General features: G+C 62.4%; 19 protein-coding genes and 1 riboswitch. Of the genes, 8 read left to right on the forward strand and 11 right to left on the reverse strand.

Features of this window, described 5'->3' with window-relative positions; all coding sequences use genetic code 11:
• From gspE to GCM43_RS20635, 4 genes are read left to right on the forward strand one after another with little or no spacing between them, the layout of a single operon-like run.
• On the forward strand, window positions 1–1,428 hold the full coding sequence (gene gspE / locus GCM43_RS20620) for a type II secretion system ATPase GspE (RefSeq protein WP_152247763.1): 1,428 nt from the start codon (window positions 1–3) through the stop codon (window positions 1,426–1,428).
• Window positions 1,429–1,436: 8 nt separating this feature from the next.
• Entirely contained in the window at window positions 1,437–2,657 is a 1,221-nt protein-coding gene (gspF, locus tag GCM43_RS20625) for a type II secretion system inner membrane protein GspF (protein WP_152247764.1), read from the forward strand.
• Between the two features lie 19 nt (window positions 2,658–2,676).
• Window positions 2,677–3,237: a type II secretion system protein N gene (locus GCM43_RS20630; RefSeq protein WP_152247765.1), complete on the forward strand. Its 561-nt coding sequence runs from the start codon at window positions 2,677–2,679 to the stop codon at window positions 3,235–3,237.
• Between the two features lie 57 nt (window positions 3,238–3,294).
• Window positions 3,295–5,532: a patatin-like phospholipase family protein gene (locus GCM43_RS20635; RefSeq protein WP_152247766.1), complete on the forward strand. Its 2,238-nt coding sequence runs from the start codon at window positions 3,295–3,297 to the stop codon at window positions 5,530–5,532.
• A 2-nt stretch (window positions 5,533–5,534) separates the two neighbouring features.
• On the opposite strand, the gene GCM43_RS20640 is transcribed toward GCM43_RS20635, so the two are convergent.
• The 8 genes from GCM43_RS20640 to GCM43_RS20675 form a co-directional block, all read right to left on the reverse strand.
• Complete coding sequence (locus GCM43_RS20640; protein ID WP_152247767.1) at window positions 5,535–6,287, reverse strand: helix-turn-helix domain-containing protein; 753 nt, start codon at window positions 6,285–6,287, stop codon at window positions 5,535–5,537.
• Window positions 6,288–6,472: 185 nt separating this feature from the next.
• Window positions 6,473–7,822 carry an ATP-dependent protease ATPase subunit HslU gene (gene hslU / locus GCM43_RS20645; RefSeq protein WP_152247768.1) on the reverse strand — a complete coding sequence of 450 codons (1,350 nt, stop codon included), beginning with the start codon at window positions 7,820–7,822 and terminating at the stop codon, window positions 6,473–6,475.
• Between the two features lie 20 nt (window positions 7,823–7,842).
• Window positions 7,843–8,379 (reverse strand): ATP-dependent protease subunit HslV, encoded by a 537-nt coding sequence (gene hslV, locus GCM43_RS20650; RefSeq protein WP_065310218.1) that lies wholly within the window; start codon window positions 8,377–8,379, stop codon window positions 7,843–7,845.
• 158 nt (window positions 8,380–8,537) lie between these two features.
• A complete protein-coding gene (gene dksA / locus GCM43_RS20655; protein WP_152247769.1) occupies window positions 8,538–8,990 on the reverse strand; it encodes an RNA polymerase-binding protein DksA in 453 nt (150 codons plus the stop codon).
• Window positions 8,991–9,472: 482 nt separating this feature from the next.
• On the reverse strand, window positions 9,473–10,567 hold the full coding sequence (locus tag GCM43_RS20660; protein WP_152247770.1) for a CobW family GTP-binding protein: 1,095 nt from the start codon (window positions 10,565–10,567) through the stop codon (window positions 9,473–9,475).
• 130 nt (window positions 10,568–10,697) lie between these two features.
• Window positions 10,698–11,645: a tyrosine recombinase XerC gene (locus GCM43_RS20665; protein ID WP_152247771.1), complete on the reverse strand. Its 948-nt coding sequence runs from the start codon at window positions 11,643–11,645 to the stop codon at window positions 10,698–10,700.
• Window positions 11,646–11,652: 7 nt separating this feature from the next.
• Complete coding sequence (locus GCM43_RS20670) at window positions 11,653–12,321, reverse strand: DUF484 family protein (protein WP_152247772.1); 669 nt, start codon at window positions 12,319–12,321, stop codon at window positions 11,653–11,655.
• 168 nt (window positions 12,322–12,489) lie between these two features.
• Window positions 12,490–13,569, reverse strand: a complete 1,080-nt coding sequence (locus GCM43_RS20675; RefSeq protein ID WP_152247773.1) for a porin — start codon at window positions 13,567–13,569, stop codon at window positions 12,490–12,492.
• Window positions 13,570–13,974: 405 nt separating this feature from the next.
• Here GCM43_RS20675 and GCM43_RS20680 point away from each other — a divergent pair, with 405 nt between their 5' ends.
• On the forward strand, window positions 13,975–15,438 hold the full coding sequence (locus GCM43_RS20680) for a tetratricopeptide repeat protein (protein WP_152247774.1): 1,464 nt from the start codon (window positions 13,975–13,977) through the stop codon (window positions 15,436–15,438).
• A gap of 2 nt (window positions 15,439–15,440) precedes the next feature.
• Here GCM43_RS20680 and dapF read toward each other — a convergent pair whose 3' ends face one another.
• The 3 genes from dapF to GCM43_RS20695 are packed head-to-tail and all read right to left on the reverse strand — an operon-like array spanning window position 15,441 to window position 18,056.
• A complete protein-coding gene (gene dapF, locus GCM43_RS20685) occupies window positions 15,441–16,295 on the reverse strand; it encodes a diaminopimelate epimerase (RefSeq protein ID WP_152247775.1) in 855 nt (284 codons plus the stop codon).
• A 10-nt stretch (window positions 16,296–16,305) separates the two neighbouring features.
• Entirely contained in the window at window positions 16,306–17,184 is an 879-nt protein-coding gene (locus GCM43_RS20690; protein ID WP_152247776.1) for an LpxL/LpxP family acyltransferase, read from the reverse strand.
• On the reverse strand, window positions 17,181–18,056 hold the full coding sequence (locus GCM43_RS20695) for a lysophospholipid acyltransferase family protein (RefSeq protein ID WP_152247777.1): 876 nt from the start codon (window positions 18,054–18,056) through the stop codon (window positions 17,181–17,183). The genes GCM43_RS20690 and GCM43_RS20695 overlap by 4 nt, the downstream gene beginning before the upstream one ends.
• A gap of 187 nt (window positions 18,057–18,243) precedes the next feature.
• Here GCM43_RS20695 and metK point away from each other — a divergent pair, with 187 nt between their 5' ends.
• From metK to ahcY, 3 genes are all read left to right on the forward strand, one after another.
• A complete protein-coding gene (gene metK / locus GCM43_RS20700; protein ID WP_152247778.1) occupies window positions 18,244–19,410 on the forward strand; it encodes a methionine adenosyltransferase in 1,167 nt (388 codons plus the stop codon).
• Between the two features lie 131 nt (window positions 19,411–19,541).
• A complete protein-coding gene (locus tag GCM43_RS20705) occupies window positions 19,542–20,642 on the forward strand; it encodes a PDDEXK nuclease domain-containing protein (protein WP_152247779.1) in 1,101 nt (366 codons plus the stop codon).
• 37 nt (window positions 20,643–20,679) lie between these two features.
• A riboswitch (S-adenosyl-L-homocysteine riboswitch) is annotated at window positions 20,680–20,748 on the forward strand.
• Window positions 20,749–20,774: 26 nt separating this feature from the next.
• Entirely contained in the window at window positions 20,775–22,199 is a 1,425-nt protein-coding gene (ahcY, locus tag GCM43_RS20710; RefSeq protein WP_152247780.1) for an adenosylhomocysteinase, read from the forward strand.
• Window positions 22,200–22,290 lie beyond the last annotated feature (91 nt).

Here is a 22,290-nt window from a genome sequence, read left to right on the forward strand (position 1 = left end):
ATGAGTAATCTTTTACCTTACGCTTATGCGCGCGACTTTGCCATCCTGGCGCGCGCCGGCGCGCAGGACAGCGCCGCCGTCGAAGTGCTGGTGGCCGTGTCGACCGCGCCAGCGGCGATTGCCGAAGTGTCGCGCCGTTTCGGCCAGATTCAGCTGAAGGTGCTGCCGCGCGAAGACCTCGACGCGGCCATTGCCGGCGCCTACGCTGGCGGTGGCGGCGATGCGTCGCAGATGGCCGATGAATTCGACGCTGACCTCGACCTGACCAAGCTGTTGCAGGATGTGCCGGCCATCGAGGACCTGCTTGAATCGTCGGACGATGCGCCGGTGATCCGCATGATCAATGCGCTGCTGACGCAGGCGCTGCGCGAAGGCGCTTCCGATATCCATATCGAGCCGTTCGAGCAGACTTCGGTGGTGCGCTTTCGCATCGACGGCAGCCTGCGCGATGTGGTGCGGCCGAGAAAAGCCATCCACGGCTCGCTGATCTCGCGTATCAAGATCATGGCGCAGCTCGATATTGCCGAAAAACGCCTGCCGCAAGATGGCCGCATCACCCTGCGCGTCGGTGGCAAGCCGGTCGATGTACGCGTCTCGACGCTGCCGACCGGCCATGGCGAGCGCGCCGTACTGCGTCTGCTCGACAAGGAAGCCGGCCGCCTCGACCTGCAGCACCTGGGCATGAGCGGCAATATGCTCGGTGAGTTCGACGGCCTGCTGACGCAGCCGCACGGCATCGTGCTGGTCACCGGGCCGACCGGTTCGGGCAAGACCACCACGCTGTATGCGGCGCTGTCGATGCTCAACGCCACCACCACCAATATCCTGACGGTGGAAGACCCGATCGAATATGACCTGGCCGGCGTTGGCCAGACCCAGGTCAACTCGCGCATCGACATGACCTTTGCCAAGGCCCTGCGCGCGATCCTGCGCCAGGACCCGGACGTGATCATGATCGGCGAGATCCGCGACCTGGAAACGGCGCAGATCGCGGTGCAGGCCTCGCTGACCGGTCACCTGGTGCTGGCCACGCTGCATACCAACGACGCTTCGGCGGCCGTGACGCGGCTGCTCGACATGGGGATCGAACCGTTCCTGCTGTCGTCGTCGCTGTTGGGCGTCCTGGCGCAGCGGCTGGTGCGCAAGCTGTGCGGCGCGTGCAAGACGTTTGACGCGCAAAGCGGCTACTGGCAGGCGGTCGGCTGCGAGCAGTGCGGCCATACCGGCTACCAGGGCCGCGTCGGCGTGTATGAACTGCTGCGCACCACCGAGCAGATTCGCGCGCAGATCCATAACCGGGCGTCCGAAGCCGAAGTGCGCGCTGCCGCGCTGCAGGATGGCATGACCGGCATGCGCGAAGACGGCGAACGCTGGCTGCGCGACGGCACCACCACGCAGGCCGAGCTGCTGCGCGTGACGAAAGACTAAGGTTACCCATGCCCGCATTCCGTTATGAAGCTGTCGATGCCGTCGGCGCCACCCGCAAGGGCGTGCTCAATGCCGACAGTGCGCGCGCGGCGCGTGCCGAGCTGCGCGTGCAAGGCCTGGTGCCGCTGGCGGTCGACCTGATCGCCGCCCAGGTCGATGCTGCCGGCGTGACGCGCCGGCGCGGCTTTGGCGAGCGCCTGTCAACCACCGAGCTGGCCTTGTTTACGCGCCAGCTAGCCAGCCTGCTCGAAGCGGGGCTGCCGCTGGAACAGGCTTTTTCCGCGCTGTTGGAACAGGCCGAGCGGCCATACTTGCGCGACCTGATTGCCTCGATCCGCTCCGAAGTCATTGGCGGCGCGGCGTTTTCCGACGTGCTGTCGCGCCATCCGCGCGACTTTGCCGAGATTTACCGCGCGCTGGTGGCCTCGGGCGAGCAGATCGGCCACCTGTCGCGCGTGCTGTCGCGCCTGGCCGACTATATCGAGCGGCGCAATGCGCTGGTGCAGAAGGTCAAGCTGGCCTTTACCTACCCGGCCATCGTGACGCTGGTGGCGTTTTCCATCGTGATCTTCCTGCTGACTTACGTGGTGCCGCAGATCGTGTCGGTGTTTGCCAATACCAAGCAGAAGCTGCCGGTACTGACGGTGATGATGCTGGCGTTGTCGGACTTCGTGCGCAACTACGGCATGATCGTCGGCGTGGCGCTGGTAGGCGCGTGGGTGGCCTGGCGGCGCGCACTGCAGCAGCCGGCCCTGAAACGGCGCTGGCATACCTGGCTGCTGACGGCGCCCTTGTACGGCAAGTTCGAACGCAGCCTCAATACCTCGCGCTTTGCCAGCACGCTGGCCATTACCACCGGCTCGGGCGTGCCGATCCTGCGCGCACTCGACACCAGCCGCGATACGTTGACCAATGTCGCCATGCAGGAGCTGGTGCAGGAGGCCAGTGGCGCCGTGCGCGAGGGTGTCAGCCTGGCGCGCGCGCTGTCGGCGCAAAAGCATTTCCCGCCGATGTTGATCCACATGATACGCGCCGGTGAAATCACCGGCGAGCTGCCGGCCATGCTCGAACGCGCTGCCAGCGCCCAGGAGCAGGACCTGGAGCGGCGCACGCTGACCATTGCCGGCCTGCTCGAGCCGGTGCTGATCCTGGCGATGGGCGTGGTGGTGCTGCTGATCGTGCTGGCCGTGCTGATGCCGATTATCGAGATCAACCAGCTGGTGCGTTAATCTAGAATTGAAAGAAACCATGAAGCGTTTGCCGCAATTTACAAGCCTGGTCGCCGTCGTGGCGCTGTCCGTCTCGCTGGCCTACTGGGCCATGCAGCTGTTCAAGGCGCCGCAAAGGCCGATCAATCCGCCGCCGGTGCCGGTCGTGCAGGACGCCAGCGTGGAGGCCGGCGCTGCGCTGTTCGGCGGCCAGGTCAGCGTGGCCGCCGCCGCCAGCAATTACCAGTTGAAGGGCGTGGTGGCCGCTGCCAACGGCCGCGGCAGCGTGGCCATTATCTCGACCGATGGCAAGCCGTCGGTGGCCTTGCCGGCCGGCGCCGAAGTGGCGCCTGGCGTGACGGTGCGCGAAGTGCAGCCGCGCTTTGTGCTGCTGCAGGAAGGCGGCGTGACCAAGCGCATCGAACTGGTCGCCGACGACAAGGCGCTGGCGCTGCCGGCGGCCATGCCGGTGGTGGTTCCGGCTCCGGCTCCTGCGCCTTCGCTGGTGCCGCCGCCGATGCCGATAGAGAACCAGCAGGCGCCTGTCACGACCGCGCCAGCCGCAGCGGTGACTGCCATGCCGGCGCCAGTCACCCGCTGATCCGCATTTCCATCCCATCTTGCATGCGCAGTGGCGACACTGCGCCAGGAGTATTCCATGTACCCGATTCGTGCTGTGCTGGCTGCCTGCGTGGCCGCACTGTGCTGCCTGCCGCTGACAGTGCTCGGCGCGCCAGCGCCAACCGAGGCGCCTGCGCCTGACAGCGCTGCCACCGCCCGTCCCCGCATTGCGCTGGTGCTGTCCGGCGGCGGTGCGCGCGGTTTTGCCCATATCGGTGTACTGAAGGTGCTGCAGGAGCTGCATGTGCCGGTCGACATGGTGGTGGGCACCAGCATGGGCGGCGTGGTGGGCGGCGCCTACGCGGCTGGCGCTTCGGTGGCCGAGCTGGAAAAGATGACGCGCGAGACCAACTGGGAGCGCGTGGTGGCGGACCGTCCGCCGCGCGATGAGCTGAGCTTTCGCCGCCGCGAAGAAGACCTGCTGCTGTCCTCGCGTATCGAGTTTGGCGTCAGCGGCAATGGCATTTCCACGCCGCCGGCCGCCGCCGGCAACGCGGCGCTGGAAATGGCGTTGAACCGGCTGCTGCCGGCCGGCATGCGTGACCGGCCCGCCAACGCCTTGCCGCTGCCGTTCCGGTCGGTCGCGTCCGACCTGGTCAGCGGTGAACTGGTGGAACTGGTCGATACGCCGTTGTTCCTGTCGATGCGCGCCTCGCTGGCCGTGCCGGGCGTGTTTTCACCGGTGCGGGTGAACAACCGGCTGGTGGTCGATGGCGGCCTGGTACGCAACCTGCCAGTCGACATGGCGCGCGCCATGGGCGCCGATATCGTCATTGCCGTCAACGTGGGCACGCCTCTGGCGCCGGAAAAGGAACTGGGCAGCGCCATTGGCGTGGCGCAGCAGATGCTGCAGATCCTCACCGAACAGAATGTGCAACGTTCGCTCAAGGAGCTGCGCCCGCAGGATATCCTGGTGGCGCCGGACCTCAATGGCGTCAGCTTCCTCGATTTCGGCAACTATGCGCGCGCCATGCGCGCTGGCGAACTGGCCACGCAGGCGCTGGCAGCGCGCCTGGCGCCGCTGGCGCTGCCGCCGGAACAATACGCTGCGCGCGAACAGCTGCGCCTGGCCGCACCGGCGTTGCTCGACGTGGCGCTGCCGCTGACGCACCTGGCGGTGGAAAGCGAAGGCGATATCAACCCGCGTACGCTGCAGGCGCAGTCGGGGCTGGTAAAGGGCCAGACCGTGACGCAGGAAGACGTCAACAAGGCCACCGCCCGGCTGTACGGACGCGGCGATATCGCGCGGGTGGAAGCGGAAGTGGTCGACGCCGGCGAGCAGCGCGCTGTTACCCTCAAGGCTATCGAAGCACCGTGGGCCAGCAACCGCCTGCGCGTGGGCCTGGAACTGGGCAGCGACTTCAGGGACAGCAATACCTTTGCGCTGAAGCTGCTGCATGTGGCCTCCAACCTCAACAGCTGGGGCGGCGAAGTGCGCAGCGTGGCGCAGATCGGCACCACGCGCAATTTCGGCGTGCAGTACTGGCAGCCGCTGGGCGCCGGCAACCCATGGTATATCGCGCCGGAGCTGCAATACACGTCGTCGGCGATGGATCTGTTCGACCAGGGGCGGCGCAGTGCGCGCATGGCTTATCGCGGCAAGGGCGCCTCCCTGGTGCTGGGACGCCAGTTTGGCTACTGGGGCGACTTGCAGGTTGGCGTAACGCGCAGCGAGGTCAAGGCGAAGATCGCCATTCCAGCAGATCCGGCCGTTCCCGAAGAGCGCGCACTTGGTACCAGCCAGTTCGTGGAGTTCCGTGTCGATACGCTCGACGGCACCGCGTTTCCCACGCGTGGCGTACTGTTTGACGCCACCTGGTCACGCTCGCTGAACGGCGCCAGCGATACGACGCTGGGGCGCTCTGCCGTGACCGGCATGAAGGCCTTTGGCCGCGGCAACTGGGCCGGCCATGTCTATGGCGAATGGGCGCGTGCCCAGCGTGGCGAAGCGCCGCTCAACCTGGGTGGCTTCCTGCGCCTGTCCGGCACCGAATTCGAATCGGTATCGGGACGCAGCGTGGCGCTGGCGCGGCTGGTGATGGCGCGCCGCATCGGCTCCTTGCCAAGCCCGCTGGGCGGCGCGGTACGGGCCGGCTTTTCGCTGGAGATGGGCGGCGGCTTCGACCAGAACGTGCGCTGGAAACCGAGCAAATTCACTCAGGCCGGCAGCGCCTTTATTGCGGTCGATACGCGCTTCGGTCCCGTGTATGGCGCGGCCGGCGCCTCAAAAGGTGGCGACAATACGCTGTACCTGTTCCTGGGGCCGGTCTGGTAGAGCTAGGCTGCGGCGCCCGGCGCGCTGCGGCGCAACGCCGTAAAGGCGGCAAACTCCCATGAGCGAAAGCCCAGCAGCAGGGTAAAGCCGTCGCGTTCCTCGGCCGGCCGGCGGCGGTCGTTCTGGTGCAGCCGCGCCAGTTCTTCGGCCAACTGGCGGATTTTCTGCACCATCTCCTGCGCACTGGGCATGCACAGGCGCGCCGGGATGCACATCAGCGTTTCACCTAGGCCGTCGAAGTGGCCGCTGAAATAATCGGCCACCACATGCTCGCGGAAATACTGCTGTACCGGGCCGTCGGCCAGCCAGTGAAAGGCGTTTGACACGCGCAGGCTGTAGCGGTTCAGCGGTTTCAATTCGATCAGGCCCAGGCGGTCCAGTTCGGCCAGGTAGCCGATGCATTCGGCTTGCGTCAGCGCATAGGTTTCCACCACCTGTTCCAGCGTCCAGTGGCCGAGACAGCAGATGGCCACCAGCAGCAAGCGCGGATGGGCCACCAGCGACTTTTCCTGTACCAGCGTGAGCGTGTCGGCATGCGGCGTGATATCGGCTGCGCCGCGCAGCACGTCTTCCATGGCGATACCGGCCGCCTTGCAGATCAGCGCCAGGCGCGACAGCGACATGTCGTGCTGGCCGAACATGCGCTTGACGCTCGATTCGCTCATGTCGATGCGTTCGGCCAGCACTTTGTAGGTAATGCCGGCAGCGCGCAGCTCGGCACGCAATACGCGCAAGACCAGTTCGGGAGAGCTCATGATATCCTCTTATGCAAGTTTGGGCGCATTTTACGCTACCAAATGTATTCTTTTACGGTACTTTGCACAAGCAGATGGTACTTTGGGGAAAAGAGGCGGAAACTGTGCAGCAGGCCTGATCGCGGACACCCGTCATGGGCGTCCGCAGGCGGCCAACAATTACAGCACGCAGTTACAACAGATAACTACAGCACATAGCGCGACAGGTCTTCGTTGACCGACAGCGCTTCCAGGCGGGCATTGACATACGCGGCATCGATCACGAGCTTGTTCTCTTCGGTACTGCTGCCTTCGCTGGCCGTAAACGACACCTCTTCCAGCAGCTTTTCCATGACCGTATGCAGGCGGCGCGCGCCGATGTTCTCGGTACGCTCATTGACCGAATAGGCGATTTCAGCCAGGCGCGTAATGCCTTCGGGGGCAAATTCCAGCTTCAGGTTTTCGGTTGCCAGCAGCGCTTCGTACTGCATCGTCAGGCAAGCGTCGGTGCTGGTCAGGATGCGTTCGAAGTCGGCAATCGACAGCGACTCAAGCTCGACCCGGATCGGAAAACGGCCCTGCAGCTCGGGAATCAGATCCGACGGCTTGGACAGGTGGAACGCACCCGAAGCAATAAACAGGATATGGTCGGTGCGGATCATGCCGTACTTGGTATTGACGGTGGTGCCTTCGACCAGCGGCAGCAGGTCGCGCTGCACACCGGCGCGCGAGACGTCGGCGCCGCCGGACTCCGAGCGCGAGGCGATCTTGTCGATCTCATCCAAAAACACGATGCCGTTCTGTTCGACGTTCTGGATCGCCTTCTGTTTCAGCTCATCTTCGTTGACCAGCTTGGCCGCTTCTTCCTCGACCAGCAGCTTCAACGCTTCCTTGATCTTGACCTTGCGCGCCTTTTTGCGCGCGCCGCCCACGCCCGAGAACATCGACTTGATCTGCTCGGTCATCTCTTCCATGCCCGGCGGCGCCATGATTTCCATCTGCGGGCTCGCTTCAGCGACTTCGATCTCGATTTCCTTGTCGTCAAGTTCGCCCTGGCGCAGACGCTTGCGGAAGGTCTGGCGCGTGCTGTCGCCGCTGTTGTCCACGGCTGCGGCGTTGTTCGGCGTAAAGCCGAAGTCGCGCGCCGGCGGCACCAGGATATCGATCACGCGGTCTTCGGCCGCATCTTCGGCGCGCGCGCGCACCTTTTTCATTTCGCTCGAACGGGTCTGCTTGACGCCGATATCGATCAGGTCGCGAATAATCGTGTCGACATCGCGCCCGACATAGCCCACTTCGGTAAATTTGGTCGCTTCGATCTTGATAAAGGGAGCGTCGGCCAGCTTGGCCAGGCGGCGCGCAATCTCGGTCTTGCCGACGCCGGTCGGACCGATCATCAGGATATTCTTGGGCGTGATTTCATGGCGCAGCGGCTCGGCCACCTGCTGGCGACGCCAGCGGTTGCGCAGCGCAATGGCGACAGCGCGCTTGGCCTTGCCCTGGCCGACCACATGTTTGTCGAGCTCGGCGACGATTTCCAGTGGGGTCATGTTCATGATCATGTGCTTGTCCGTTCCTAGTCCAGCGTTTCAATGATGTGCGACATATTTGTGTAGATACACAGTTCGCCGGCGATGGTCAGCGACTTCTTGACCACTTCGGCCGGCGACAGGTCGGTGTTTTCCTGCAGCGCCTTGGCGGCCGACTGGGCGTAGGTGCCGCCCGAACCGATGGCGCCGATGCCGTCTTCCGGCTCGAGCACGTCGCCGTTTCCGGTAATGACCAGCGTCGATTCGCTATCGGCCACCAGCAGCATCGCTTCCAGGCGGCGCAGCACGCGGTCGGTGCGCCAGTCCTTGGCCAGTTCGACCGAAGCGCGCAGCAGGTTGCCCTGGTGTTTTTCCAGCTTGCCTTCAAAGCGGTCGAGCAGGGTAAAGGCATCGGCGGTGCCGCCGGCAAAGCCGACCAGGACCTTGCCCTGGTACAGCTTGCGCACCTTGCGGGCCGTGCCTTTCATGACGATATTGCCTAGTGTGACCTGGCCGTCGCCGCCAAGCGCCACCTGCTTGCCGCGGCGGACGCACAGAATGGTAGTGCCGTGAAATTGTTCCATATTGACCTCAAGATGATCGAGCAAAAGCGCGCAATGGCGCCGTAATGGGCTTGAGGTGGGGATGCTTCAGGCAATTGCAAGCGCTGGCAGGGCAGGCCGCCAGGCAAAAAAAAAGCATGCCACCGTAGCAGCATGCTTTTTATGTTGCTGCTGGCAGATCAGTCGCCGTACAGCTTTTGTTTCAGTTCGCGCCGTTGCTGCGCTTCCAGCGACAGCGTGGCCGTCGGACGGGCGATCAGGCGTGGAATGCCGATCGGCTCACCCGTTTCTTCGCACCAGCCGTAGTCGCCGGCGTCGATGCTGGCGATCGATTGCTGCACTTTTTTCAGCAGCTTGCGCTCGCGGTCGCGCGTGCGCAGTTCGAGCGCGTGCTCTTCTTCAATGGTGGCGCGGTCGGCCGGATCAGGCACCAGCACGGTCTCGCGCAGGTGTTCGGTGGTCTCGTCCGCGTTTTTCAACAGCTCTTTTTCAAGTTGCTGCAACCGGGCCTTGAAGAAAGCCATTTGTGCCGGATTCATGTAGTCATCTTCGCTCATGGCGCGAATTTGTTCTTCGCTGATGAGCGGGATTTCCTGGGCGGCGGCCGGGGTCGATTTATTAGTTTTAGTCATGACTTCGCTTACCTTCGATACGACAGAGTTTTCAAATTGATCAGTTGCTGCGGTTCTGGCCTTGGCCATGGCCGATCAACTGTACAGGTTCAGCTGGGCATTGCTGTCCGGGGTACTGCTTGCGACCTTGCTTGGCCGACGGTCTGGATCGCCGTACGGCCATTGCCATTGACAACTTCTTACCGCTTTTTGCCAGTCTCGCGCTAGCGGCGTCGACCGGCGTGTTGGGTGCATCGGTTTCTGCCAGGCATGGGCCGTGGCAGTTTGCCTGTATTTCATGACAGGCTCACGACAAGAGCCTTTCGTCGCTGATTTTGGCACGCTTTACGGTATATTGCCATCCCGATTTGTTGCCCAGGTGATCAGAGGCCTCAGTTGTGGAGCGAATCGCACCACAGTGCTACAACGGCCTCGGCAGAGCGGGAAAATGTTCAACTTTCCCTTTCCTGTTTGCAACGTGTAAATCGCAAAACCCGGCTAGTTTATACCAAACACTGTTCAAGTCCGCCAACAAAGATGTCTTTTGGTAGATTTTTGCCAATAAACACCATTTTGCTGCCACGCACTTCATCCTCGCCCCATTTGGCGCCCAGGTCGCTGCCCATCAGCTGGTGCACGCCCTGAAACACCACCTTGCGCTCGGCGCCCTGCATCAGCAGCACGCCCTTGTAGCGCAGCATGCGTGGACCGTACACCTGCACCAGGCCGCCGAGGAACTCGTCGAGTTTGGCGCTGTCAAACGGACGCGTGCTCTTGAACACAAAGGCGGCGATATCATCGCTGTGGTGGGCGTGATGATGGTCGTGGTGACCGCAGTCGGTGGCGCACGCGTCGCTGTGCTCGTGCTCATGAGCGTGCTCGTGCTCATGCTTGTGCGCCTTGTCGTGCGCCTTGTCATGATCATGGACATGCGCGCTTTCGGTGGCCAGGAAGTCCGGGTCCAGCTCCAGCTTTTCGTTCAGGTTGAAGCCGCGGATATCGAGCACGTCGGCAATCGGCGCACGGCCAAAGTCGACCTTGGCGATCGGCGCGCGCGGGTTGATGCGTTTCAGTCGGCGCGTCAGTGCCGCCACGTCTTGTTCGCTGACCAGATCGGTTTTCGATAGCAGCAGCTTGTCGGCAAAGCCCACCTGACGCTGGGCTTCCTCGTAGTCGTCCAGTTGCGTCATGGCGTGGCGCGCATCGACCACGGTCACGATGGCGTCCAGCATATACTGGCTACCGACTTCCTCGTCCACAAAGAAGGTCTGCGCCACCGGTCCCGGATTGGCCAGGCCGGTGGTTTCAATTACCACGCGGTCAAAGTTGATCAGCCCGGCTGCGCGCTTTTGCGCCAGCGCCGTCAGGCCCACGATCAGGTCGCCGCGCACGGTGCAGCAGATGCAGCCGTTGTTCATTTCGATAATTTGTTCGTTGCTGTCCTGCACCAGTATCTCGTTATCGATATTTTCCTGGCCAAATTCGTTTTCAATCACGGCAATGCGCAGGCCATGCTCTTCCTGCAAGATGCGGTTGAGCAAAGTGGTTTTGCCGGCGCCCAGGAAACCGGTCAGGATGGTGGTGGGGATCAGTGCCATGGAGATTGCCTATGCTGTGTATCGGGTGTGCCGCCGCGTTATCGGGCGAATCCAGACGATTATGCCGGAATTTTTTAAAAGCTTGCAAATGTGCCTGAATCGCTTGATATGCATCAGAAACGCAGCGGAACTATTTGCTGCGCGCGCGTGGATGCGCCTTGTCGTATACCGCCGACAGGTGCTGGAAATCAAGCGCTGTATAGACCTGGGTCGAGGTGATGCTGGCGTGTCCCAGCATTTCCTGTACGGCGCGCAGGTCGCCTGACGACTGCAGCAGGTGCGAGGCAAACGAATGACGCAGCACGTGCGGATGCACGTTGGCCGGGATGCCGGTTGCCAGCGCATGTTTTTTCAGGCGCAGCTGCAATACGCGCGGCGAAATGCGCGTGCCGCGCGTACTAAGGAACAGCGCCGCACTGCCGTCGCGCGCCGGCGGACGCACGGCCAGCCAGGCGGAGAGCGCCACCAGTGCGCCTTTGCCGACCGGCACCTTGCGCATCTTGTTGCCCTTGCCGGTCACCACGACTTCAAAGTTGGCCAGGTCTAGCCAGCCCAGCGAGGCATCGCCGCTGGCGTCGGCCTTGCAGAAATGGGTATCGAGACTGGTCAGTTCGGACACGCGCAGGCCGCTTGAATAGAGCAGCTCGAACATGGCGCGGTCGCATAGCTGTTCCAGTTCCTGCCCACCCTGCTGGTGCTGGCCAGGCGCAACCAGATGCACGGCGTCGTCGACCGACAGCGCCTTGGGCAGGCTTTTTGCACGTTTGGGGGCGCGTACGCCGTCGACCGGGTTGGCGTCGAGGCTGGTCTCACTGCTGAGCCAGTTGAAAAAGCCGCGCCAGGACGACAGCTTGCGGGCAATCGTGCGCGGCGTCAGGCCGCTGGCATGCAGCTTGAATGCATGGCGGCGCACTTCGCTGTGGGGCAGCGCCTGCCATGGCGTCTCGCCACTGAACGCCAGCAGTTCATGCAGGTCGCGCCGGTAGGCGTCCACGGTATGGGGCGACAGCTTGCGCTGCACGCGTAATTGCAGCAGATAGGCGTCGAGCCATGCGCTGTTGCTGCGCGCTGTCGTCATGGCCGTGTCAGCTTGCTGCGCGCAAGGCGTCCAGTGCGGCGCTGGCGGTATTGCCAATATGCACCAGGAAGTCGGTCCCCATCTCGGTGGTAAAGCGTTCGCTGTCGGGCGAACCGAGCACCAGCAGGCCAAAGGTGCCGGCACCGGGGGCGCGCAGCGCGATCATGACGGTCGAGGCGATCTTGTCGGCCTGCAGCCAGTGCACGGCTTCAAAGTCGTGGTTGCTGCCGCAATACGGCGTTTGCAGGCCATTGGCAAACATGCGCACGTCGGCCGTGACGTCCTGGCCGTGCCAGGCGTCGGCATACTCGGGCGCCAGTTGCCACAGACGCAGGCTGGCGTAAGGCACGTCGAAGTTTTTCTTCAGCGCATCGACCAGCACGCGTGGCATGGTGGCGATATCGCGCACTTGCAGCATGGCCTGGTTCCAGCCGTGGAATTTGTTGGCAATCGCGCCGTTTTCCTGGGCAATGCGGCTGAGGTTGGACATGCGCAGTTCCAGCGCCTTGTACTTGTCGCGCATCACTTCCATCTGGCGTTCTTGCAGTGAAATGGTGCGCCCCGTCAGCGGACTGCTCAGTTTGACCTCGCCGAGCAGGCTGGTGTGTTCTTCGAAAAAGTTCGGATGCTCGCTCAGATACTGGGCGACGGTGCTTGAATCGAGTGTAGCGCTCATTGATGGTTTCAGTCGGTAGAAAGAGGAACGCTTCATTCTAACCGAGACTGTGGCGCACAAAAGCGGATTCCTGCCTAAAAGCACGCAGGCGTAAAAAAAGCGGCATGGTTGCCCATGCCGCTACCTATTCCACGTGCCTGCCGCCCTCATGCGCGGCGGCTCAGGACATTAGAAATTGTGGTGTACGCCAACGCCCACGTAGTTGTTCGAGGTGGTGTTGTTGTAGTTGGTCGCGCTGGCCACTTTCTTGTTCGAAATATCTGCGTACAGATAGGTGCGTTTCGACAGGTTGTAGTCATAGCCCAGCGATGCCTGCTTGGTCTTGGCCACGCCGTCCGGCGTTTTCTGGCCGTAACCGGCGCGGATCTTGCCTGGACCGACGTCATAGTTCATGCCCAGTACCCAGGCTTTGGTATCGGTATTGACGATCTTGAAGTTGCCGTCGTCCTGATGCTGGTACGACGCCATCAGTCGCAGTTCCGGCGCAACATTGAACGAGGCGCCGACCGACCACAGCTTCGCTTGCACGGCGTTGCGCTCGTAAGCGGCCATCGCGCCGAACTGGGCGTAGTTATAGGTGACCGACATCGAGTACGGGTTCGACGCTGGCGCCACGTTCGCTGGCAGGGCAAAGTTGCCGCTGGCGTTGGTGGTCAGGTTACGCACGGTCGCAGCGACGGCAGCGTTGTTGTTGGCTTCTTTGGCGGCAACGGTGGCGTTGAACTGGAAGCCGGCGATCACTGGCGAGTTGAAGAACACGGCGTTCGAGAAGCGGTTGCGCGAGTTGCCTGGGGCGCTCAGCGGATCGCTGGTGTAGCCGGCCACAGTCAGGTCGGTCTGGAAACCGGCTGGAGTTGGCATGCCCGACCATGGATCGAACGCGGTGCTCGATTCCTGGAATGCGGTCAGGCCACGGCCCAAGCGCACGGTACCGAAGTCGCCTTGCAGGCCGACGCGGCTCTGACCTTGGAACAGCGGACGCGAGTTGGCGCCCGAGGTGTTTTCAATGGTGCCGGTATCGGATTCGTAGCGAATTTCCAGTTGGAAAATGGCTTTCAGGCCGCTGCCCAGGTCTTCCGTACCCTTGAAGCCCAGCTTGTTGTTGTCGCGCTTGGTGACAGCCGCGCTCGAGCCGGTTGCCTTGGCGACGCCAGCATCGATGGTGCCGTAGATTTGAACCGACGACTGCGCATGTGCGGTGGCGGCAAACGCGCCAAAAAGGGCGAGGGCAACGAGTGATTTTTTCATGTCTTTTTCCCTATTTAAAGTTGGTTTCGTCAGAGAGCCGAGCAGATTGAAAGGCGCTGAGTGCCGCGTTTCGATGAATCAACCTTAATTCCTCGGCGCGACAGCACAGATCGAATTGGTCAAATATGACTGAAAATATTGGTGGAAAGCATGGAGAGGTGCTTGTCCTGTTGTATTTTTGTAACGCGAGTGTGGCGTTAACGCACATCGGACAGCGCCGGTTTCCGCGCCCGGCGCGCTATGACAGTGCCAGCTTTGCGATAAGTAAATGTTGCGTCTAATCAAGTTTTTTGGCGTGTCAAGGCCGGATTTGGCGGAGAGGGACGGTACACTATGGAACGGCTGGCAAAAGTCCGGCCTGGAGACAGCACATTATTAGAATCATTGACTCTATATCGAGCATCGATGGCAAATCGTGAAATATTAGGATTGATCAAGCGCGCGCGCTCAGGCGACATGCCGGCGCAGCTGACGCTGGGGCAAGTGTATTTGTTTGGCCACGGCGCGCCGAAAAGCCTGCCCACCGCCTTGCACTGGCTGGCCCGCGCAGCGCAGGAGGGCAGCCCCGATGCTTGCCGGCTGATCGGCGAACATGTGCCCTGCGAGGTGGCGCAGCCGATGGCAAGAACTTTGCTGCCCTATTATGAACAGGCGGCTGATGCCGGTTCACCCCGGGCTGCCCTGGCGCTGGCGCAACTGGTGCTGGGCGACGCCGCCACGACGTGCGAGCGCCTGCGGGCGCGCGCGCGCCAGGCGCTGGCAACGGCGGCGCAGGCCGGCCTGGCGGACGCCCAGTGGCTGCTGGCGCGGCACGAGGGCGGTGCGTCAGACAGCACCGCCAGCGATAGCGACGCCTGGCTGGAGCAGGCCTGGCGCGATGGCGACCAGGCGCGCTACCTGTCGCAGGCCTTGCCGCAGGCGCGCGAACTGTTGCAGCGCCAGGCGGCCGGCGGCGCGCGTGCGACGGCGCTCGATGCGCGCCAGGTACTGCTGCTGTCGCGCTGCGCACAATTATTGTTGCCTGCCGGCGAAGCCGAAGCCTGGCCTTGCTGCGAGCTGGCGGCACAGGGCGGCGACCGCACCGCGCAGCTGGAACTGGGCCTGGGCTATGCCCGCATGGACGCCCAGGGCCAGCGCCTTGCCGCCCGCAGCGGCGTGGCCAATTTCAAGCGCGCCGTGCGCTGGCTGACGCAGGCGGGTGAGCAGGGATTGGCTGAGGCGTGGTTTGTGCTGTCGCGCATCTACACCAAACCGGAGTTTTCGCAGCGTAATGTCAGCGAGGCGCACAGCTGCCTGGAGCGCGCTGCCGATCTTGGTCATGGTGCGGCGCAGTTTGAATGCGGCATGCATGCCTGGCGCAACCGGCGCGATGGCGTCAACAGCGATGTGCGCGCCGCGTACTGGCTGTTGCAGGCGCAGGCGCAGGGCAGCGCCGAGGCCCAAACCGTGCTGGCCAGGATTGCGCCGCACGGCGAGGTTGCCGACTGGGGACAATTGGCGGCCGGGCTGGCCGGAGCGCAGCGACGCCTGCTCGACCAGCGCCATCCGCTGCTGGCGGCGCGGCTGGAACTGGCGCGCTGCTTTCACCTGTCGCGCGCCGAAGCGCTGCTGCTCGATGTGCATGCGGCCGACCAGGGGCATTGCCTGCTGATCGACATCAGTGCCGCCCACGGTCGCGGCAAGCGGCGCCTGGCGCTGATCCGCACGGCGCAGGAGCGCCAGGTGCTTGACCAGGTGCTGCGCGTGTTCGAGCATGTCGATTGCAGTCTGGCCGGGCCGGAAGGCAATTACCGGCAGCGGCTGTACCGGCTCAAGTGCTATCTGGCCGAACTGGACTTGCCGCAGGAGCAGCAGTTCCTGGCGGCGTAACCCTACAGTTCGATACTGCCTTCGAAGACCGTCACGGCCGGCCCTGTCATCAGCACCGGCTGGCCCTCGCCCTGCCAGGCGATCGACAGCTCGCCGCCGCGCGCGCTGACGCGCACCGGGGAGTCGAGCAGGCCGCGGCGGATGCCTGCCACCACCGCCGCACAGGCGCCGGTGCCGCAGGCCAGCGTTTCGCCGGCGCCGCGCTCATACACGCGCAGCTTGATATGTCCGCGCGCCAGCACCTGCATATAGCCGGCATTGACGCGGCGCGGAAAGCGCGCATGGCGTTCGATCAGCGGACCGGTTGCCTCCAGGTCTTCAACATCGACATCGGCCACCACCTGCACCGCGTGCGGATTGCCCATCGACACCACCGACACCAGCACCTGTGGCTGTCCGGCCAGGTCCAGAGGCCACAGCAGGTCGTCGCCCTGGGCCACGCCTTGCAGGCCGCTGGCGTCGAATGGCACTTGCGCTGGCGCCAGCACGGGTGCGCCCATGTTGACCGTAATGCTGCCGTCCGCTTCCAAGCGCGGCGCAATCACGCCGGCCATGGTTTCCACGCTGATGCTGGCCTTGTCCGACAAGCCTTTTTCACTGACGAATTTGACGAATGCGCGCGCGCCGTTGCCGCATTGCTCGACCTCGCCGCCGTCATTGTTGTAAATACGGTAGCGAAAGTCGCAGCCAGGCAGGCGCGGCTTTTCCACCACCAGGATCTGGTCGGCGCCGATGCCGAAGCGGCGGTCGGCCAGACGCTGCCATTGTTCGGGCGTGAAGTCGATCTGCTGGCTGATCGCGTCGATCACGATAAAGTCGTTGCCGGCGCCATGCATTTTGGTAAATTGAAGTTTCATGCCACTGCGCTCACTTGTCCAAGTTGTTGTAAAACGACGCTTCGCCTTCGGGGCGTGTCTTGAAGCGTTTGTGGGTCCAGAAGTATTCGGCCGGCGCTTCGCGCACCCGTGCTTCGATGAATTCGTTCATGCGGCGCGTGGCGGCCGTGATGTCGTCGCCCGGATAGTTGTCCCAGGCCGGGTAGTACTTCACCTGCCAGCCCTGGTAGTCGGGCAGAAAGGTGGCAATCACGGGAATGACCTGCGCGCGCGCGGCCATGGCCAGGCGGGCGGTGGCCGTCAGGGTAGCGGCCGGCACGCCGAAGAACGGCACGAATTCGGCGTCTTTCTCGCCAAAATCCATGTCGGGCAGCATGAAGTAGGGCAGGCCGTCGCGCAGCGCGCGCAGGATCGGCTTGATGCCGTCCTGGCGTGTAAACAGTTTGGACGGCTTGAAGCGCGAACGGCCATCGCGCAGCGCCTTGTCAAACGCAGCGTTCTTCTGCTGCACATACATCGAGGAAGCGGAAATTTCCATGGCGGTGGCGGCGCCGGCCACGTCCAGGCAGACAAAGTGCGGACACAGCAGGATGGTTGGCGCAGCGGCGATCTGCTGGCCCGGAAACGCCGGCACCTTTTTGATCAGGCGGTTCAGGCGCGCTTCCGAGGCCCACCACAGGATGCCGCGCTCCCACACGCTGCGCGAATAGGCCTGGAAATGCTGGCGCGCCAGCGCCACGCGTTGCTGTTCCGTCAGTTCCGGCATGCACAGGCGCAAATTGATCAGTGCTATCTTGCGCCGCTTGGGCATGGCGACAAACAGCAGGCTGCCTACTGCCACGCCGAAGCGGCCGAGGATCGGCAGCGGCAACCAGTGCAGCAGCCACATGAAACCAAGCAGTATCTTCATGACGACTCCTTGCCTGCAGCCGTGGCGCCGGCCTGGCTGTCTGGCGGCGGGGCGCCACGTGGCACTTTGTAGCGGTTGTAGCTCCACAGGTATTGCGCCGGATCGCGGGCAATCAGCTGCTCCATGGCCGCGTTGATAATGCGTGCCTGTTCGGCCGAGTTGCAGTCGAGCGACGCGGTAAATGGCACGAAGTGCACGCAGTAGCCGCGGCCGCCTGGCAGGCGTTCGGCGTAAGTGATGATGATTTCAGCGCCACCCATCTGCGCCAGCTTGGCTGGCAAGGTCATGGTGTAGGCGGGGCGGCCAAAAAAGTCGGCCCACACGCCGTCGCCTTCCTGCGGCACCTGGTCGGGCAACAGGCCGATCGGCTGGCCTTTTTTCAGGCATTTGGCAAAGATGCGCACGCCCGACATATTGGCCGGCGCCAGCATCAGGTTCTTGCGCGCCCGCGCCCCTTCGATCAGCGGCTTCAGGGCCGCGCGCTTGGGTGGGCGGTACATCACGGTCAGCGGCGTATGCAGCGCCACTTGCTGGGCGACGATTTCAAAGCAGCCCAGGTGTGGCGTGAGAAACACAATGCCGCGCCCATGTTCCAGGGCGCGCTCGACCAGCGCCCAGTTGTCCAGCGTGGCGTGGCGCGCCACCCGTTCGGCCGGCGCGCACCAGATAAAGGGCAGCTCCATCACGCTCTTGCCCGCTTCCGAGACGGCCGCGTGCAGGTGTTGCGAAAACCCTGCACGCTGCATGTTGTCACGCATGCGCCGGCGATACGATGGCGAGATGGCGTAAATCACCCAGCCCAGCACAGTGCCGACAGCGTGCAGGACAGGCAGGGGGAAAATTGATAAAAAGCGGAAAATGGGGACTAACATGACTGATCTGTTTCTAAGAATGGCGTGTTGCACTGCCAAAATTTTTTAAGAAGCGTAAAATACCACGTATGCAGTACCGCTGAGTTAATAGACAACTTGCGAAGCGGAATATAAATATCGCTAAAGCGTCGCAGGCAAAATTCTCTTTACTGCGACAGAACATTCACACAGTAAACAGGAGCTTGCAATGTCAAATGACTATCTTTTCACGTCCGAATCTGTTTCCGAAGGCCATCCGGACAAGGTAGCCGATCAGATTTCCGACGCCATCCTCGACGCCATCCTGACCCAGGACCCGACTGCCCGCGTGGCTGCAGAAACGCTGTGCAACACCGGTCTGGTAGTGCTGGCCGGTGAAATCACCACCCACGCCAACGTTGATTATATTCAGGTTGCGCGTGAAACCATCAAGCGCATCGGCTACGACAATACCGAGTACGGCATCGACTACAAGGGCTGCGCCGTGCTGGTCGCCTATGACAAGCAGTCGCCGGACATCGCGCAGGGCGTTGACGAAGGCGCCGGCATTGATCTCGATCAAGGCGCTGGCGACCAGGGCCTGATGTTCGGCTACGCCTGCGATGAAACGGCCGAGCTGATGCCAGCCGCCATCCACTACGCCCACCGCCTGGTCGAGCGTCAGTCGCAGCTGCGCAAGGACGGCCGCCTGCCTTGGCTGCGTCCGGATGCCAAGTCGCAGGTCACGCTGCGCTATGTCGACGGCCGTCCGGTCGGCGTGCATACCGTGGTGCTGTCGACCCAGCATGCGCCCGATATCGAGCACAAGCAGATCGAAGAAGCGGTGATCGAAGAGATCATCAAGCCGATCCTGCCGCGCGAATGGCTGACCGACACCAAGTTCCTGGTCAACCCGACCGGCCGTTTCGTGATCGGTGGCCCGCAAGGCGATTGCGGCCTGACCGGCCGCAAGATCATCGTTGACACCTATGGTGGCGCAGCGCCCCACGGCGGCGGCGCTTTCTCGGGCAAGGACCCATCGAAAGTGGACCGTTCGGCCGCTTACGCTGCCCGCTACGTGGCCAAGAACATTGTCGCGGCCGGCCTGGCGCGCCAGTGCCAGGTGCAGGTCAGCTACGCCATTGGCGTGGCCAAGCCGATCAATATTACCGTTTACACGGAAGGCACGGGCGTGATTCCCGATGCGGAAATCGCCAAGCTGGTGCTGGCCCACTTCGACCTGCGTCCGAAAGGCATCGTACAGATGCTGGACCTGCTGCGCCCGATTTACCAGAAGAGCGCCGCCTACGGCCACTTCGGCCGTGAAGAGCCGGAATTCACGTGGGAGCGCACCGACAAGGTTGCCTTGCTGCGTGATGCTGCCGGACTGAAATAAGCTTCACGCCTGCTTGAACAGAGCGCCCCGGCCGCAAGGCCGTGGGCGCTTTTTTTATGGTGCGTGCGAGGTAGCGCAAGGCGGGGCAGGCAGATCGGTGCAGCATGGCTCAATTTATCAGGGGAGCTGCGATGGCGCTTGATCTTTATCAACACATGCATACCGGCATTGTTACCCTGGTGGATCAGGCGCGTTGCCAGGCCGCACGCAGCGTCAATGCGCTGATGACAGCCACCTACTGGGAAATCGGCCGGCGCCTGGTGACGCAAGAGCAGGCCGGTATCGAAAGAGCTGCCTATGGCCAGGAGCTGATACGGCAGTTGTCTGGCGACCTGAGCCACCGCTTCGGTCGCGGCTTCAGCCAGCAGAATCTGTGGCAAATGCGGGCTTTCTACCTGGCGTGGCCGCCTGAGGCAATTCTCCAGACAGTGTCTGGAGAATTGCCTGTGCTACAAGAAAGTGACATGTCGATCATTGATTTGGGAATGATCGGAAAACGTTTCCCCTTGCCCTGGTCTGCCTATGTGCGTTTGCTGTCGGTCAAGAATTTAGCCGCACGCGAGTTTTATGAAACAGAAGCGCTGCGTTGTGGCTGGTCGGTGCGGCAACTGGAGCGGCAGGTAGGCAGCCAGTATTACGAACGCACGGCGCTGTCGCGTAACAAGCTGGCCATGCTGGCCAAGGCCGGTAGCTTGCCCGAAGAAGCTGCGCTGTCTGCGCAGGATGCCTTCAAGGATCCGTTCGTGCTGGAGTTTCTCAATCTGAAAGACGAATACTCCGAATCAGACTTGGAAGATGCACTGATCGAACATCTGGCCGATTTTTTGCTTGAACTGGGCGACGATTTTACCTTTGTCGGCAGGCAGCGTCGCCTGCGCCTGGACGATAGCTGGTTTCGCATCGATCTGCTGCTGTTTCACCGACGTTTGCGTAGCCTGATCATTGTCGAGCTGAAAACCGGCAAATTCAGCTATGCCGATGCCGGCCAAATGCATATGTACGTCAACTATGCACGCGCGCACTGGATGAAACCGGGCGAGAATCCGCCCATAGGGCTGATATTGTGCTCCTCGCCAGCCGGTGCCGAAGCGCATTATGCGCTGGACAATCTGGGCGGGGCCATCCTCGCGGCCGAGTACCGCATCTTGCTGCCTGACGAGCAGATACTGGTGCAGCAATTGCATCAGTCGCGTCTTGCCCTGGCGCAGCGCCACGGCCCGCCAGGCGCATAATTCGCTGTCCAAGCGCAAGTGCCGATGGTAAGATACGGGGTCCGAGGAGCGTTGCGACGAAGAAATTCGCCAGGCTCGGAATATCCTGCAACTGCGCTCACGTACCTTTTTCACAACTGAAAGGAGGGCGTGATGAACGCCGTACTCAAATCGCAACACGACTACACCATCGCCGATATCACCCTGGCTGCATGGGGCGACAAAGAAATCAAGATTGCTGAAACGGAAATGCCTGGCCTGATGGCTATCCGCGAAGAATTCGCGGCAACGCAGCCACTGAAAGGCGCGCGCATCACCGGTTCGATCCACATGACCATCCAGACCGCCGTGCTGATCCAGACCCTGGAAGCACTGGGCGCGCAAGTGCGCTGGGCATCGTGCAATATCTACTCGACGCAAGATCACGCTGCTGCGGCCATCGCTGCGGCCGGCACGCCGGTATTTGCCGTCAAGGGCGAGTCGCTCGACGACTACTGGGAATATACCCACCGCATCTTTGAATGGCCATCGGTGGACGGCAAGGCTGTGTACTCGAACATGATCCTCGACGACGGCGGCGATGCGACCTTGCTGCTGCATCTGGGCGTGCGCGCCGAGAGCGACATTTCGGTACTGGCCAATCCGGGCTCGGAAGAAGAAATCTGCCTGTTCAACTCGATCAAGCAGCACCTGGCCGTGGACCCAACGTGGTATTCGAAGCGCCTGCCGGAAATCCTCGGCGTGACCGAAGAAACCACCACCGGCGTGCACCGCCTGTACCAGATGCATAAAGAAGGCAAGCTGGCGTTCCCTGCCATCAACGTCAACGATTCGGTGACCAAATCGAAGTTCGACAATCTGTACGGCTGCCGTGAGTCGCTGGTGGACGGCATCAAGCGCGCGACCGATGTGATGATCGCCGGCAAAGTGGCCGTGATCGCCGGTTATGGCGACGTCGGCAAGGGTTCGGCCCAGGCCATGCGTGCGCTGTCGGCGCAGGTATGGGTGACCGAAGTCGATCCGATCTGCGCGCTGCAGGCGGCGATGGAAGGCTACCGCGTGGTGACCATGGATTACGCCTGCGAACATGGCGACATCTTTGTGACCTGCACCGGCAACTACCATATCCTGACGCACGATCACCTGACGCGCATGAAAGACCAGGCCATTGTCTGCAACATTGGTCACTTCGACAATGAAATCGATGTTGCTTCGCTCAAGCAATACACCTGGGAAAACATCAAGCCGCAAGTCGACCATATCATTTTCCCGTCGGGCCGCCGCATTATCCTGCTGGCTGAAGGCCGCCTGGTCAACCTCGGCTGCGGTACCGGCCACCCGTCGTACGTGATGAGCTCGTCGTTTGCCAACCAGACCATCGCCCAGATCGAACTGTACGCGAACACCGCCAACTACCCGGTCGGCGTGTACACGTTGCCGAAACACCTCGATGAAAAAGTCGCTCGTTTGCAACTCAAAAAGTTGAATGCGCAGCTGACCGAACTGACCCAGGAGCAGGCTGACTACATTGGCGTGCGTACTGAAGGCCCGTACAAGCCAGAGCATTACCGTTATTAATTAGCTGGTTGCCTCGGGAGCCTACTGCGCGACGCGGGGCGAGGCCGGCGATGCTCGCTGTACATAAAGTACAGCTGCGCTTCTCGGCCAC

Source organism: Janthinobacterium aquaticum, from assembly GCF_009208565.1.
Taxonomy (GTDB): domain Bacteria; phylum Pseudomonadota; class Gammaproteobacteria; order Burkholderiales; family Burkholderiaceae_D; genus Janthinobacterium.

Coding starts and splice junctions, on each gene's coding strand:
- GCM43_RS20665 (WP_152247771.1), bottom strand. CDS start 11,645: ATGACGACAGCGCGCAGCAACAGCGCATGGCTCGACGCCTATCTGCTG.
- GCM43_RS20660 (WP_152247770.1), bottom strand. CDS start 10,567: ATGGCACTGATCCCCACCACCATCCTGACCGGTTTCCTGGGCGCCGGC.
- GCM43_RS20695 (WP_152247777.1), bottom strand. CDS start 18,056: ATGTTAGTCCCCATTTTCCGCTTTTTATCAATTTTCCCCCTGCCTGTC.
- GCM43_RS20680 (WP_152247774.1), top strand. CDS start 13,975: ATGGCAAATCGTGAAATATTAGGATTGATCAAGCGCGCGCGCTCAGGC.
- ahcY (WP_152247780.1), top strand. CDS start 20,775: ATGAACGCCGTACTCAAATCGCAACACGACTACACCATCGCCGATATC.
- GCM43_RS20705 (WP_152247779.1), top strand. CDS start 19,542: ATGGCGCTTGATCTTTATCAACACATGCATACCGGCATTGTTACCCTG.
- GCM43_RS20635 (WP_152247766.1), top strand. CDS start 3,295: ATGTACCCGATTCGTGCTGTGCTGGCTGCCTGCGTGGCCGCACTGTGC.
- hslV (WP_065310218.1), bottom strand. CDS start 8,379: ATGGAACAATTTCACGGCACTACCATTCTGTGCGTCCGCCGCGGCAAG.
- GCM43_RS20640 (WP_152247767.1), bottom strand. CDS start 6,287: ATGAGCTCTCCCGAACTGGTCTTGCGCGTATTGCGTGCCGAGCTGCGC.
- gspE (WP_152247763.1), top strand. CDS start 1: ATGAGTAATCTTTTACCTTACGCTTATGCGCGCGACTTTGCCATCCTG.
- metK (WP_152247778.1), top strand. CDS start 18,244: ATGTCAAATGACTATCTTTTCACGTCCGAATCTGTTTCCGAAGGCCAT.
- dapF (WP_152247775.1), bottom strand. CDS start 16,295: ATGAAACTTCAATTTACCAAAATGCATGGCGCCGGCAACGACTTTATC.
- GCM43_RS20690 (WP_152247776.1), bottom strand. CDS start 17,184: ATGAAGATACTGCTTGGTTTCATGTGGCTGCTGCACTGGTTGCCGCTG.
- gspF (WP_152247764.1), top strand. CDS start 1,437: ATGCCCGCATTCCGTTATGAAGCTGTCGATGCCGTCGGCGCCACCCGC.
- hslU (WP_152247768.1), bottom strand. CDS start 7,822: ATGAACATGACCCCACTGGAAATCGTCGCCGAGCTCGACAAACATGTG.
- dksA (WP_152247769.1), bottom strand. CDS start 8,990: ATGACTAAAACTAATAAATCGACCCCGGCCGCCGCCCAGGAAATCCCG.
- GCM43_RS20670 (WP_152247772.1), bottom strand. CDS start 12,321: ATGAGCGCTACACTCGATTCAAGCACCGTCGCCCAGTATCTGAGCGAG.
- GCM43_RS20630 (WP_152247765.1), top strand. CDS start 2,677: ATGAAGCGTTTGCCGCAATTTACAAGCCTGGTCGCCGTCGTGGCGCTG.
- GCM43_RS20675 (WP_152247773.1), bottom strand. CDS start 13,569: ATGAAAAAATCACTCGTTGCCCTCGCCCTTTTTGGCGCGTTTGCCGCC.